12 protein-coding genes and 1 pseudogene are annotated in these 13,719 nt (G+C 35.5%); 11 read left to right on the forward strand and 2 right to left on the reverse strand.

What is annotated here, in order from left to right; genetic code table 11:
- Positions 1-232: 232 nt before the first annotated feature.
- A complete protein-coding gene (locus MKY76_RS07130) occupies positions 233-1,225 on the reverse strand; it encodes an acryloyl-CoA reductase (protein ID WP_048389661.1) in 993 nt (330 codons plus the stop codon).
- 126 nt (positions 1,226-1,351) lie between these two features.
- Between MKY76_RS07130 and MKY76_RS07135 the strand changes: the two genes are divergently transcribed.
- From MKY76_RS07135 to MKY76_RS07180, 10 genes and pseudogenes are all read left to right on the forward strand, one after another.
- On the forward strand, positions 1,352-1,939 hold the full coding sequence (locus MKY76_RS07135; RefSeq protein ID WP_054550665.1) for a TetR/AcrR family transcriptional regulator: 588 nt from the start codon (positions 1,352-1,354) through the stop codon (positions 1,937-1,939).
- A gap of 375 nt (positions 1,940-2,314) precedes the next feature.
- Entirely contained in the window at positions 2,315-3,220 is a 906-nt protein-coding gene (gene rocF, locus MKY76_RS07140; protein ID WP_048389666.1) for an arginase, read from the forward strand.
- A 268-nt stretch (positions 3,221-3,488) separates the two neighbouring features.
- Entirely contained in the window at positions 3,489-4,916 is a 1,428-nt protein-coding gene (locus tag MKY76_RS07145) for an amino acid permease (protein ID WP_004232450.1), read from the forward strand.
- A 204-nt stretch (positions 4,917-5,120) separates the two neighbouring features.
- Positions 5,121-5,921, forward strand: coding sequence for a DUF817 domain-containing protein (locus MKY76_RS07150; RefSeq protein ID WP_115673470.1), 801 nt, complete (start codon positions 5,121-5,123; stop codon positions 5,919-5,921).
- 159 nt (positions 5,922-6,080) lie between these two features.
- Positions 6,081-6,668 (forward strand): pyridoxamine 5'-phosphate oxidase family protein, encoded by a 588-nt coding sequence (locus MKY76_RS07155; protein ID WP_112117633.1) that lies wholly within the window; start codon positions 6,081-6,083, stop codon positions 6,666-6,668.
- 220 nt (positions 6,669-6,888) lie between these two features.
- Positions 6,889-7,581: a VanR-ABDEGLN family response regulator transcription factor gene (gene vanR / locus MKY76_RS07160; RefSeq protein WP_167444827.1), complete on the forward strand. Its 693-nt coding sequence runs from the start codon at positions 6,889-6,891 to the stop codon at positions 7,579-7,581.
- Between the two features lie 22 nt (positions 7,582-7,603).
- A complete protein-coding gene (locus tag MKY76_RS07165; RefSeq protein ID WP_244205601.1) occupies positions 7,604-8,698 on the forward strand; it encodes a HAMP domain-containing sensor histidine kinase in 1,095 nt (364 codons plus the stop codon).
- 88 nt (positions 8,699-8,786) lie between these two features.
- Positions 8,787-9,704 carry a serine hydrolase gene (locus tag MKY76_RS07170; RefSeq protein WP_048389674.1) on the forward strand — a complete coding sequence of 306 codons (918 nt, stop codon included), beginning with the start codon at positions 8,787-8,789 and terminating at the stop codon, positions 9,702-9,704.
- 220 nt (positions 9,705-9,924) lie between these two features.
- Positions 9,925-10,320 (forward strand): VOC family protein, encoded by a 396-nt coding sequence (locus tag MKY76_RS07175; protein WP_112117635.1) that lies wholly within the window; start codon positions 9,925-9,927, stop codon positions 10,318-10,320.
- 300 nt (positions 10,321-10,620) lie between these two features.
- Positions 10,621-11,733: pseudogene (locus tag MKY76_RS07180) on the forward strand (CamS family sex pheromone protein).
- A gap of 31 nt (positions 11,734-11,764) precedes the next feature.
- On the opposite strand, the gene MKY76_RS07185 reads toward MKY76_RS07180, so the two are convergent.
- Positions 11,765-12,235 carry a hypothetical protein gene (locus MKY76_RS07185; RefSeq protein ID WP_342557597.1) on the reverse strand — a complete coding sequence of 157 codons (471 nt, stop codon included), beginning with the start codon at positions 12,233-12,235 and terminating at the stop codon, positions 11,765-11,767.
- A gap of 218 nt (positions 12,236-12,453) precedes the next feature.
- Between MKY76_RS07185 and MKY76_RS07190 the strand changes: the two genes are divergently transcribed.
- Positions 12,454-13,716: an NtaA/DmoA family FMN-dependent monooxygenase gene (locus MKY76_RS07190; RefSeq protein WP_342557892.1), complete on the forward strand. Its 1,263-nt coding sequence runs from the start codon at positions 12,454-12,456 to the stop codon at positions 13,714-13,716.
- The last annotated feature ends 3 nt before the right edge of the window (positions 13,717-13,719 follow it).

Raw genomic sequence — 13,719 nt, forward strand, 5'->3', positions numbered from 1 at the left:
ACTCTATTGGTATGCTTGTTAGTACAAATTTAGACAAGCTTTGTTGCCTAAATTTGTCTAAAGGAAACAAGTGGGTTGTTCATGAGCTACTATAAAGCGCTTTTATGTCAGGGAGATGTCAACAATAAAAAAAGCTACCACGCTCGCTTTGCGTAGTAGCTGTATGTTGTTATTTGCCAACTAGAATTATTTTCTGGGAAATAGAATAAAGAAGGAAGCTTAATTAAACTCCTTATAATGCAACAAGGATTCTACCTCTTGCTTGACCCTTCAGTAAAATAGGTAAAACATCAGGAAGTTGTTGTAGTGTTACCTCTTGCTGAATAAAATCATTAAGGTTTGCTGGTTTGAAATCAGTCGCTAGTCGATGCCAAATGTTTAATCGAATGTCCATTGGGCAATAAACAGAATCAACTCCAAGTAAACTCACGCCTCTTAAAATGAAGGGAAATACACTTGTAGGAAGCTGTGTACCTGCCGTTAAACCACTACATGCAACAGCCCCACCATATTGAATTTGGCTTAATAATGAGGCAAGTGGCTCTCCACCAACAGAATCAACAGCAGCAGCCCATTTTTGTTTGCCTAATGCTTTAATTTTTCCATCATAAACCTCTTCACGATTTACTATTGTAGTAGCCCCGAGTGATTGTAAATATTCATGTTCAGATTCTTTTCCTGTGCTCGCTTCAACTTGATAACCCAGTGTTGAAAGAATAGATACGGCAAAGCTACCTACACCTCCTGTAGCCCCTGTCACAAGAATTTTCCCCTTTTCAGGATGAATACCATTTTCCTCTAACTTTTGAACAGATAATGCAGCTGTAAATCCTGCAGTACCAATTACCATAGCCTCTTTAAGGGAAAGTCCTTTTGGAAGCGGTACAATCCATTGCGCTGGGATGCGGGCATATTCACTAAAGCCACCAAAATGGGAAACACCTATTTCATAGCTAGTTGCAATGACCTCGTCACCAATTTTAAAGCGAGAATCCTCAGAAGAAACAACAGTCCCAGCTAAATCAATGCCAGGAACAAAAGGATAAGACGTAACGATTTTACCATCAGGAATAGAGGCAAGACTATCTTTATAATTAATACCTGAATAACTAACTTTAATTAATACCTCACCCTTTGGTAGATCTTCTAAAGTTAACTTGTTCACTTTCACTGTAAATGCATCATCTTTATTGACTACTAACGCACTAAAATTTTCTGCCGTCATCGTAAACGTCCCCCTACAATTTTATTCCATTAAACAGTATCAAAATTATTCTGACCGGTCAACATAAAATTGGATTGTTGCTACTCTTCATGTATAATAACTTCTATCAAGTCATCGGAGGCTCCTATGAAAAAGAAAGAGGAAGAACGTAAAAAACAGATTATGAAAGCAGCCTTTAACGCTGTTTCACAATTAGGTTATGATAAGGTTACACTACAAGACATAGCCAATCATGCCAGTGTCTCAAAAGGGGTAGTTCATTACTACTTTACAAGCAAACAAAACATTTTATTAGAATTACTTGAATCCACTACGAACAAAATCTACAGCTATGAAATACAAGAAATAGGCAAGCATCAAACAGCTATAGACAAGCTTCATGCCTACTTAAATGCTGTATTTGTATCCCCTATAGAAAATAAAAAATTTTACAGGGTTTATTTAGACTTTTTAGCTCAGGCAAATAGCAATGAAGAGTACAAAAGAATTAATTTAAAATTTTATGAGAATTGCTGGGGAATTGGACAAGAAATTATTGAATTAGGAAAAAGAGAAGGTGTCTTTAGTTCAGACATTGATTCCTTAACCTATGCAAAAATGATGAGGGCAATGATTGATGGTTCATTAATTCAGTGGTTAACCTGCGATTTAGAAGAACAACATAAATTTTATAAAGAAACCTGTTTGAATAGTATTGTGCGACTATTAAAATAGGCAATTGAAAAGCCTTATTACTATTGTAGTAAGGCTTTTTTTTGCCGTAAAAAAGAAGAATAATTGAATGATTTTGGAAAATATTTATTAACATATTGCATTTATAGATAAAATTACCGTCAAAATTTTCGGAAAAAACTATAAAAAAAGAACAGTTTTAATATTTTGTTTAGTAATTTTTTACAAAAATACGCACTTAAAAGGAAAAAAATGTTTTGTTATGCATTGAAATAGCGTTTATGCAATCGTTTATACAAGAATAAATCTATGTTTTTAATAATTTAAACTGTATAAAAATTTAAAATAATGTCGAGTTGAGTCAATGTTGCAATTTCTTTATACTGTGAAAGTAATTATTGGAGAGGAGAAAACATCATGAATAAAGAAGTGACAATTATTGGGGTGCCCATGGATTTAGGTCAAACAAGAAGAGGCGTAGACATGGGACCAAGTGCTATCAGATATGCGGGGGTAACTGAACGACTTGAGAGACTTGGTTATTCGATTTACGACGAAGGGGATTTAACTATTGACTTCGTACACGAAGATAAAGACGCAGAAGGAAAGACAAACTTAAAAAATTTAAAAACTGTCACAGAAAGTAACGAGAAGCTAGGCCAAAAAGTAGACCATGAAATTTCTTTAAACCGTTTTCCTTTAGTTTTAGGTGGAGACCATAGTATTGCTATTGGAACATTAGCAGGAGTTTCCAAGCATTATGAGAATCTAGGTGTCATTTGGTATGATGCCCATGGCGATTTAAATACTGGTGAAACATCTCCTTCAGGAAATATCCATGGCATGTCTTTAGCTGTAAGCTTGGGCCTTGGACATCCAGCACTTACAAATATCGGAGGCTATGCTCCAAAGGTAAAGCCTGAAAACGTTGTTATCATTGGTGCTCGAGATTTAGATCCTGGAGAAAAAAAGCTTATTAAGGAAATTGGTATTAAAGTATACACGATGCATGAAATTGATCGTTTAGGAATGACGAAAGTAATGTCAGAAACGATTGACTATTTAAAGGAGCGCACAGACGGTGTTCACCTATCATTAGATTTAGATGGACTGGATCCAAATGATGCACCAGGTGTAGGCACGCCAGTAGCAGGTGGTATTAGCTATCGTGAAAGTCATTTAGCTATGGAAATGCTGTCAGAAGCAAATATTATTACTTCAGCAGAATTTGTTGAGACAAACCCTGTATTAGATCAATACAATAAAACGGCTATTGCTGCGGTAGCTTTAATCAGCTCACTATTTGGCGATACATTACTTTAAGCCATGAATAGAAGTCATTTTGTATCCCAGAAGGAAGAACTTTTCTTAAAAAATTAGGTCGCGACAACCAACTATAAGAAAATAGCTCTCCCTATAGTAAGTTTACAATACAATTTAGCTATTCAATAGCCTTTATTTTGTCAGAAAATTGACAGTTCATAAAATATATAAAACAGTTTATCTATTAACATTCAAATTTTAGATTGTTATCTGTTTTGTACGAAAAAAAGAAAGTGCTTACACAGATAATGAATGTAAGGAGTTTTTTATGGCAGCAGAACAATATGAATTAAAAAGAAGTATGAAAGCAAGACACTTATTTATGATTTCACTTGGCGGATGTATTGGAACTGGTTTCTTTCTTGGATCAGGCTACACGATTAACCAAGCTGGGCCAACTGGTGCCATCCTAGCTTACTTAGTAGGCGGAGCAGTTATGTATTTAACAATGCTATGTTTGGGTGAATTGTCTGTTGCTATGCCGGTATCAGGTTCATTCCAAACGTACACAACGAAATTTATCGGTCCTGCTACTGGTTTTGCCGTTGGATGGCTATACTGGCTAGGTTGGGCAGTAACTGTTGCTCTTGAGTTTTTAGGGGCTGGACAACTAATGCAAAGATGGTTTCCTGATTCACCAGTATGGATGTGGTGCCTAATATTTGCAGCACTACTCTTTGTATTGAATGGTTTATCAGCAAAAGCATTTGGTGAAGCAGAATTTGTCTTCTCCAGCATTAAGATATTGGCAATTATTATGTTCCTTGCGGTTGGTGGAGCAGCTATGTTTGGGCTAATCGATATGAAAGATGGAACAAATGCCCCTTTCCTTACTCATTTTTATGAGGGTGGATTGTTTCCTAATGGTGTAACAGCACTGCTTATTACAATGATTACCGTGAATTTTTCATTCCAGGGTACAGAATTGATTGGTATTGCTGCTGGGGAGAGTGAAAATCCTGAAAAGACTATCCCTAAATCTATTAAGCAAACTGTTTGGCGTACGCTGTTCTTCTTTGTGTTATCCGTATTTGTACTTGCAGCAATGATACCAATGGATAAAGCAGGGGTGGTGGAAAGTCCATTTGTAGTCGTATTAGATAGCATTGGTATTCCATATGCAGCAGATATTATGAATTTTGTTATCCTAACAGCCTTATTATCTGTCGCAAACTCGGGTCTTTATGCTGCAACACGTATGCTGTTCTCACTATCTGTCGAAAAGATGGCAAGTCCCGTTTTAGGGAAAGTTAATAAAAGAGGTATCCCAATGAATGCATTACTAATCACACTCGCTGTAGCAGGTCTGTCTTTACTGTCAAGTGTATTTGCTGCTAATACAGTCTTTGTGTGGTTATTATCTCTAGCAGGCTTAGGTGCACAAATTGGTTGGATTGCGATTACAGCATCTCAAATTGCATTTAGACGCTCCTATATACGCCAAGGAGGAAAAGTAGAGGATTTAAAATTCAAAGCGCCACTGTATCCAGTGATCCCTATTTTAGGTTTATTAGCGAACTGTATTGTTATGGCAAGCTTGGCTTTTGATCCAGCTCAACGTTTAGCACTCTACTGTGGTGGAGCATTCTTCATTGGTTGTTATATCGTTTATTATTTAAAAGTGAAAAAAGTGACGAATTTAGAAATAAACCAACAAGAAGTCCAATTAAAATTAAATCAAAAAATATATCTTTAATATCAAAGAGTAGCTACTTACATGGCTACTCTTTTCTTCATAGATAAGCAACAACAAAGACGTATTTAACAAAGAATAGTTCCAGTAATAATAGAAAAAAATTTATTGTTTTTCGATAAATAAATATTGAAATAAGATAATTTATCGTTTATTCTTCATACAAGAAGCAATTTAATTATGAACAAGTTCATTTGAGGTGGATTCATGTTGAAGAATTTTATTAAAGACTTAGGAGTCTTTACGTATCATCAATCATTATCTTGTATTTTTCCTGTTGTGATATTTGCTACACTTGCACTCTCTAAAGTCATTCAAATACCTGGGGTAGGAAGATATGACTTTATTTTGGCAATTTGTCTATTGACTCAGTACTTGATGTATAAATTTGGTTTAGAAACAAAGGATGAAATAAAAGTCATTTGCTTGTTTCACATTATTGGGCTCGTGCTCGAACTATATAAAGTGAATTTCAATTCATGGTCATATCCTGAAGAGGCGTGGACAAAAATAGGGGGTGTGCCTTTATATAGCGGATTTATGTATGCGAGTGTAGCAAGTTATATTTGCCAAGCTTGGCGTAGGTTTGATTTAAAAATTGTAAGCTGGCCAAAAAGTTATGTAGCTATTCCACTTGGAGCCATTATCTACTTGAATTTTTTCACACACCATTTTATTTATGATTTTAGATGGCTGTTAATGGCACTACTATTTATTGTGTTTTATCGTACTGTTGTAAAATTTACAGTACGGAACAAAGTCTTTAAAATGCCCATTGTTGTATCGTTCTTTTTGATTGGCTTTTTCATTTGGATTGCTGAAAATATTGCAACGTTCTTTGGAGCATGGTCCTATCCGAATCAAGAGGTGTCTTGGTCGATTGTTCATTTTGGTAAAATCAGTTCATGGTTTTTACTTGTAGTCATTAGCATTATGATTGTTGCGCAACTTAAACTATTCTATCGTGATGTAGGTGAAAATTTGGAGAATAAATCATTCAATATATGACATTCATTTGTAGAACTAGAGAACTTCTAAGAAAATAGTATGGGCTTTTGATAAACTAGTATTTTTACCTTGTACCCATGCCCTTTCATCAAACTGTCCCTTTTTTAACGTGCAATACTGCTGTAGACTCCTTTTTAGAAGAGGATAGGGGGAATGATAATGGTAACAGATATTCGGATGATAAATAGAGCTTGTACAGATGAAAAACAAGTTAAACAATTTTTAGAAGGCGCACAAACTGCATTTCTTGGCTTGGTAGATCAACATATGCCATATGTTATTCCGCTAAATTATGTTTACAAAGACGGAAGTTTTTATTTTCATGGTGCCAACGAAGGAAGAAAAATAGATATTCTAACAAATAATCGGAATGCATGTATCACAATAAGTGAAAATTATGGAACAATGGTAGACCCTATTCCTGCTGAGACTGATACGGCTTATATAAGTGTAGTAGCAAATGGTTTGGTAGAATTTGTTACAGATTTAAATGAAGCTACTGCTGCTATGCAGGCAATGCTTGATAAATATGTACCAGATTATTACCAAGCACCTTTATCAAAAAAGCATATCGAAAAATATCAGTCATCTTTAGGGAGCAAAACGCTTGTTCTAAAAGTGAAACCGACCAGTATAGCTGTAAAAGAGAATAAATTAAATAAACAAATGCTATATTACGCAGGTAGAGTGGTAACACAGGATATGAGTCGAAAATCTACTGCTACAGCAATCAATCCAACAAATTAATTACCAGAAAATGCGAGGCTTGGGATATAACCTAAGCCTATTTTTGATGTAGTAATAGTTCATTATGAAGCTATCTATGATTTTGTTAATATAAACCTATTAAAAGTAGAGTTGGAAAGATGTTTTCATCTAACTACCCTAATAATAGATATAGTCATGCGTAAGTGCTATAATGCCTGTGAAAAATCATTGGAAAACAAGTAGGGAGAAGGAGAGGGCAATACAGTTGAATATATTAGTTGTTGACGATGAAAAGGAAATTGCAGATTTAATAGAACTTTACTTAAAAAATGAAAACTATCATGTATTTAAGTTTTATACGGCTCAAGAGGCTTTGGCATGTATTGAGCATGAGAAAGTAGATTTAGCTGTTCTGGATATTATGATGCCTGATATAGATGGGTTTACTATTTTACGAAAAATCCGAGAAACACTGAATTTTCCAGTGATAATGCTTACGGCAAAAGAAGAAGAAATCGATAAAATAAATGGATTTTCTCTGGGAGCAGATGATTATATAACAAAGCCATTTCGTCCATTAGAGTTGGTTGCTCGTGTAAAGGCGCAAATACGAAGATTTACTTTCTACAACCAAGGTTCGAAGCAACAGGAAGATATCATTGATTTTGCTGGCTTGGTGATTAATAAAAACACACGACAAGTCTTTTTAAATGAAAGACCCATATCCCTTACACCTACGGAGTTCGCTATTCTTTGGTATTTATGTGCAAATCGAGGGACAGTTATTAGCTCAGAGCAATTATTCCAAGAAATTTGGGGGGAAAAGTACTTTAGCAGCAATAACACGGTAATGGTTCACATTCGACATTTACGGGAAAAAATGAAGGATGCTGCGGAGAACCCAAAGTATATAAAAACGGTTTGGGGAGTGGGGTATACCATTGAAAAATGAGTATGGCAAACTGAAAAGGAAAATGGTTCTACAAATTATTTCGATACTTGTCATCGCTAGCATCATAGGCTTTTTTATTAATTTTGCATTTATTGATGGGGTCTTACAAGCTCCCTTTGCAGATGCTTTTATTGCTTTTTGTGAAAATGTCTTGCAGCTTGATTATTATGCTGCAAGCAATGCCTATCATGTGTTATTTCGACAAAATAAATCACTTTGGCTTGCGATAGGATTTATTTTATTATTATTGATTATTTTTTATATCGCCTTGTCTCGATTTACCCGATATTTTCATCAAATTAGTTCAAGTATTACCATGCTTGCTGATGAGTCAGGGAAGGAAATTGAGCTCCCAGCTGAACTCGATTTTTTGGAGAAAAAATTAAATAACGTGAAATATAAATTAGAAAAGCGTGCAAGGGATGCACAAGAAGCTGAGCAACGAAAGAATGATTTAGTTGTCTATTTAGCGCATGATATTAAAACACCTTTAACATCCATTATTGGCTACTTAAGTCTTTTAGATGAAGCGAGGGATATGCCGGTAGAGCAGAAAGAAAAATATGTGACGATTACATTAGATAAATCTTATAGACTGGAACAACTAATCAATGAATTTTTTGAAATAACCAGGTTTAATTTACAATCCATCATTTTAGAGAAAGATTCTATTCCTTTACAACATATGTTAATGCAAGTGGCCGACGAGTTTTATCCATTGCTGGCACCAAAGGGTCAAAAAGCCATCGTCAAATTAGATGAAGATATTACTATCTATGCAGACGGTAATAAAATAGCAAGGGTATTTAATAATATTTTAAAAAATGCAATTGCCTACAGTGATCCAAATAGTACAATTGAAATTAGTGCGCAAAGCGAAAATAATCAGACATTTATTTCGTTTACGAATACAGGGAAGACGATCCCTCCTGAAAAATTAAAAATGATATTTGAAAAGTTTTACCGCTTAGATAGTGCAAGGTCTACCCAAACAGGAGGTGCTGGGCTTGGTTTAGCCATTTCTAATGAAATTGTACAGGCCCATGGCGGAACCATTACCGCAACTTCTAGTAATGATACAACCGTATTCACCGTGATGATTCCAACCAATTCTTAAGAAACCTTAAGAATTCACTAATAGTAAATTAAAAATAAGCTCCTTTTTTTATGGTTGAATAAAAGCATAAAGAGAAGGAGTTGTTTTTATGTTCAAGAGAAAAGGTATATTGAGTTTATTGTTCTTATCCATAATGATTTTCGTTTATTTACTATTGAAAGAATCGCCAATGACTTTACGTCAGGAAATAGATCATGCACCAAAAGTAGTACAAACAGCCAGTCAGCATATGCTCGATCTTGATATGTACAGTTCGAATGCAATTTTAGTGAATTTGGATGAAAATCAAATTGTTTTAGATAAAAAAAGTGAGGAAAAGATTTATCCTGCTTCTTTGACAAAAATGATGACGGTTCTAGTCGCGATTGAGCAGATCTCCAATTTACAAGAAGAAATCATTTTACCTAAACATATCTTTCGGGATTTATTAGAGGAAAATGCGTCAGTGGCGGGCTTTCTCCCAAATGAAAAGCTGACAGTAGAAGATTTGTTGTATGGCTCTATGTTGCCATCAGGTGCAGAAGCATCACTAGGTTTAGCTGAATATGTTGCGGGGTCAGAACGTGGATTTGTGAAACTGATGAACGAAAAGGCGCAGCAGCTAGGCATGAAAAATACGCACTTTGTGAATACAACTGGACTCCACCATTCAGATCATTATACAACTGTAAAGGATATGTCTTTACTTTTACAATACGCCTTAACAAACGATGATTTTCGAAATGTTTATACAGCAGAAAGATATTCTATAAAATCAACAAACCTTCATCCGGAAGGCATTACTTTTACCAGTCGCATGTTTCAGCATATGACGTCAAGTGCATTGCCAGGAGGGGAAATTTTAGGTGGAAAAACTGGCTATACAGAAGATGCAGGCTTATGTTTAGCAAGCTTAGCTCTTATAAATGGACAAGAATATGTGCTAGTGACAGTAGGAGCGGACGGCAGCCCTAGAACGGAGCAATATAATATTACCGATGCCATTTCGGTATATAGTCAATTATAACTAGCCCTAATAGTGTGTGATTAGAGAATAATTCATTTTCTAGTCACACTTTTTTGTAGTTCTAAAAATAATAGAATTGAATAATAGATGGGAGATTCCATATAAGTCTCTATAAACCAACGTGTTGTTGGTATGGCAGAAATAATTTATTAATTTTAATCTTCAGAAAAATGATATATAGTAAATATGATCAAATACATTCATCTTTAAGGAGGATACTATGGGGAGATTAGTTCATTTTGAAATTCATGTAAGTGATATGGATCGGGCTAAGGATTTTTATGGGAAAGTTTTTGGATGGTCATTTCAGGACTGGAGTGAATATGCAGGCATGCCTTACTTCGGTGCCGTGACAGGTGAAGATGGTGAACTTGGCATTAACGGTGCTTTAATGCAACGCCAAGGGCCTCCACCAGAAACAAACCAAGCGTTGAATGGCTTTGCTTGTACAATGGGTGTTGAAAGTTATGATGTAACGGAAGCAAAAATTCTTGAAAACGGGGGCAAAGTAGCCATGCCAAAGTACGCATTACCAGGAATGGCATGGCAAGGCTATTATATTGATACGGAAGGCAATGTATTTGGTATTCACCAGCCCGATAAAAATGCCAAATAGTATTGAGGGGTAAATCGCTCTAAGAAGGAGGGAACCCGCTCTTAAAGAGGTGAGAACCCGCTCTTAAAAGTGTGAGAGCCACTCCAATGTAGTGAAAAACCCACTCATTAGCAGTTGAAAGCAGTAAGACCTATGTTCGAGAAAACGAGCATAGGTCTTTTTTGATTATCTGATAGGTAAATGGGGAGATTTGTAAATATATAATGTTTTATTTTGGTAAATTTGGTATCGTTGAATGAGATAATTTATCAAATGATACATAGTATGCAAGGAGAAATAGCAATGAAAAAAAGAAGCTTTATGTTATTTTTATTCGCACCAATATTGATTTTAGCATCTTGTAGTAGTGAGGACGAAAGTGTTACTGCTAATGAGAAAAAGTATATTTCATCGATTCAGAAAAAGGAAGTCTATGAGATTCAACAGCCTGCAAAAGTCAATATTGCTAGAGGTTCAATCATCAATAATATGAATAACGCTTTAAATATTAATGAAATTGAAAGAGGACTCATGAATTTATCGGTGAATCATTTCTCAACTGACAAGTTTTAAATGCAGGAAGGTCAATATCTCGAAGAGAAAATGATCAGCCAATGGTTAAGTAGAAAAACAGATGAAGGTATTGGGTTAAATCCAGCCATTGAAACTAGAAGTGACAATGTGCTAGAGGATGAAAAAAAGTATCCTTTGATTCTCTCACATGTGTTAGAACAAAATTTTATTAATAAAGAAAATAACAAAGTAGAGGGACTATCGATCGCGATCTCGTTAAATGAATTTTATGATATACGAGTTTCCGATGCCAATGGTTTAATTTACACAGGCCAAGTGAAAGTAGACCAAAATGATGATGATATCAACGATGTTAAAAATTATGGGAAGGAAGTAGCTAAAAGGATTCTTGAGGATATTAGAAAAAATGAAAAATATCCGAGAGTCCCTATTTATTTAACTTTATATCAAGAATCTAATATAAACGATATTATTCCAGGCATATTTTTAGCTGAAACCTTTATTCCTAAAGATGCAGATACCATAACAAAATGGTTTGATATAGATAAAAAGCATTATATATTCCCTTCAGATGCTTTATATAGTTTGGACCAAAATATGTATAATAAATTATTAATTTTTAAAGAGGATATTCAAGGTGGATTTAAACATTTAAATCCTAAAATCATGGGAAAACTTCGTTATGAAGATGGCAAATTAACAGATATTAATCTAGAAATACATGTACCACTGGTTAATGATATTGAATTAATTGGCTTGTTACAGCTCACTAGTACAAAAATAAATACAATTTTATTTGACTATATCCCCATCACCATTCGGGTAATCGATCAGAAGCAGGATGTTGGAATTGTTCTCTGGGACCCAACGGAAAAACAAATTTTTGCATCACCTATTTGAATAGAAAAAAACTAAAGGGTGAAGCTCCATATTAAATTTCGTAACTTGTATTTATATCTACTGTAATTGAAGAACCATCATTATTATCAAATTTCATGAACCATTGACCAGCTTGGCTTGCATCCAACTCGTAAGTTGAAGTAAATGATTGTCCAGATTTAATGATCTCTCCGTCTATCCAAACCGTTCCATTAGGTGCAGTTAATATAAACCTAATAGATTGTGAGCTGTTATTTTTCACATAAATTTGAATTGTATCAGTGCCATTACTAGGTGCTTTAAAATTAAAGCTCATCGAACCCTGACCAGTTGGAAAGGTAGAAGACGTTGTAAGAAGAGAATCATCACTTTTTTCAGCTGTGGAGGTAGAATAAGATTCCTCAGCAGAAGCACCAAGGTTCGGCGGAATAGATGGTTGGAGTATAGGATCTTCTATAAAAGATGCTCCACCAATTGGAAATATAAAAAGAGTAACTATAAATAAAGAGGTAAATTTTCTCATGATTCCTCCGCTTAAATATTTTTGAATTATCTCAATAATACCTTTATTTAACTTTATGGTAAATATTAGTTGTTTGCTTATTTTTCATTTGTAGAGGACCTTCAAAAACTTAATAGTATTTCATTGCAATCTCTGCCATGAATGATTATTATGAAAATGATAATCATTATCAATTAAAAAGAAGGAGAGTAGCAATGAAAAGACACCTTATTATTGGAATGCATTTAGCTGTTTACGGTAATCATGGCAAACAGGGTGCGTTGATAGAAGAACATATTGCATTTGCGCAGCGTGCTGAAGCAGCGAAATTAGATTTTGTATTTAAGGCGGATTATTTAACAGCTCATCCAGAATTAATGGCTAAAATGAAAGGAACAGTTGGCTTAGATCCTAACTTTTTAATGGCGATGGTGGCAAGAGAAACGAAACAGATTGGCTTAGTAACAACGATTTCTACATCCTTTACGCCACCTTATCTGATTGCGCGTCAATTGCAGTCCTTAAATTGGATTAGCGAAGGACGAGTTGGATGGAATATCGTAACCTCTATAGATGGCGCCCATAATTTCAGCAATGAGCCCATGCCTTCTTCCGAGGAGCGTTATGCTAAAGCTGCAGAATGTACAGCGGTGGTCAAGCAGCTATGGCATAGTTATCCCTATGAAACATTAGAAATGGATGGGAATTTAGAGAAAATAAAAGAGCTTGTTAAGCCAATTGAGCATGAAGGCGAATTTTTCCATATAAAAGGTCCCTTAAATCTCCCAATGCATCCAGCAGGAGAGATTCCACTCTTCCAAGCAGGAGCGTCGGATGTTGGGCGGCAATTTGCGGCTACTGTTTCCAATGCGATTTTTGCGGCTACACCAGCCATGGAGGTGGGTATTGAGATGCGTAATGATTTGCGTCAGCAGGCTATAGAAGTAGGTCGTTCAGCCGACGATATTCGCTTATTACCCGGACTCTATTTCTTTATAGGGGATACATATGAAGAAGCACTCGAAATGCACCGACAAGCACATGCACATTTAACACTTGAGCGGCGCTACAGTGCTTTAGAATCTGTGATTGGCATGGATGTTCGTCATTTGGCACTTGAAGATCAGGTAACGGTTGATATGCTGCCATCAAAAGATCAACAAGTACGTAGTAAAACACATGCAGATTTGGTACGTCGTTATATTGTAAACAATGAACCAACTGTCGCAGTATTGTTAGCACGTCCAGAGGTAATTGGCTCAGCCCACCTTGTAGCAATCGGTACACCACAGGATATTGTCGATCAAATCGTTACTTTTTATGAAGAGGGTGCATTGGATGGCTTTATTGCCATACCAGGCGGACCTGCGAAATCTTTGAATTTGTTCTTTAGCGACGTTATTCCCATGTTAGTAGAGCGGGGGTTATTCAGAGCTGAATATGAAGGTAGCACATTACGCTCCCATTTAGGCTTAGATGTGCGATCCCCCATTAATAGCTGAAAA

The sequence above is a fragment of the Lysinibacillus sp. FSL P4-0201 genome (genome assembly GCF_038593425.1).
Taxonomy (GTDB): Bacteria; Bacillota; Bacilli; order Bacillales_A; family Planococcaceae; genus Lysinibacillus; species Lysinibacillus capsici.

What these genes read in the sequence shown, in the direction of transcription:
- MKY76_RS07185 (WP_342557597.1), bottom strand. Translation starts at nt 12,235, where the DNA reads ATGAGAAAATTTACCTCTTTATTTATAGTTACTCTTTTTATATTTCCA.
- MKY76_RS07150 (WP_115673470.1), top strand. Translation starts at nt 5,121, where the DNA reads ATGTTGAAGAATTTTATTAAAGACTTAGGAGTCTTTACGTATCATCAA.
- MKY76_RS07130 (WP_048389661.1), bottom strand. Translation starts at nt 1,225, where the DNA reads ATGACGGCAGAAAATTTTAGTGCGTTAGTAGTCAATAAAGATGATGCA.
- MKY76_RS07165 (WP_244205601.1), top strand. Translation starts at nt 7,604, where the DNA reads ATGGTTCTACAAATTATTTCGATACTTGTCATCGCTAGCATCATAGGC.
- rocF (WP_048389666.1), top strand. Translation starts at nt 2,315, where the DNA reads ATGAATAAAGAAGTGACAATTATTGGGGTGCCCATGGATTTAGGTCAA.
- MKY76_RS07170 (WP_048389674.1), top strand. Translation starts at nt 8,787, where the DNA reads ATGTTCAAGAGAAAAGGTATATTGAGTTTATTGTTCTTATCCATAATG.
- MKY76_RS07145 (WP_004232450.1), top strand. Translation starts at nt 3,489, where the DNA reads ATGGCAGCAGAACAATATGAATTAAAAAGAAGTATGAAAGCAAGACAC.
- MKY76_RS07135 (WP_054550665.1), top strand. Translation starts at nt 1,352, where the DNA reads ATGAAAAAGAAAGAGGAAGAACGTAAAAAACAGATTATGAAAGCAGCC.
- MKY76_RS07190 (WP_342557892.1), top strand. Translation starts at nt 12,454, where the DNA reads ATGCATTTAGCTGTTTACGGTAATCATGGCAAACAGGGTGCGTTGATA.
- MKY76_RS07175 (WP_112117635.1), top strand. Translation starts at nt 9,925, where the DNA reads ATGGGGAGATTAGTTCATTTTGAAATTCATGTAAGTGATATGGATCGG.
- MKY76_RS07155 (WP_112117633.1), top strand. Translation starts at nt 6,081, where the DNA reads ATGGTAACAGATATTCGGATGATAAATAGAGCTTGTACAGATGAAAAA.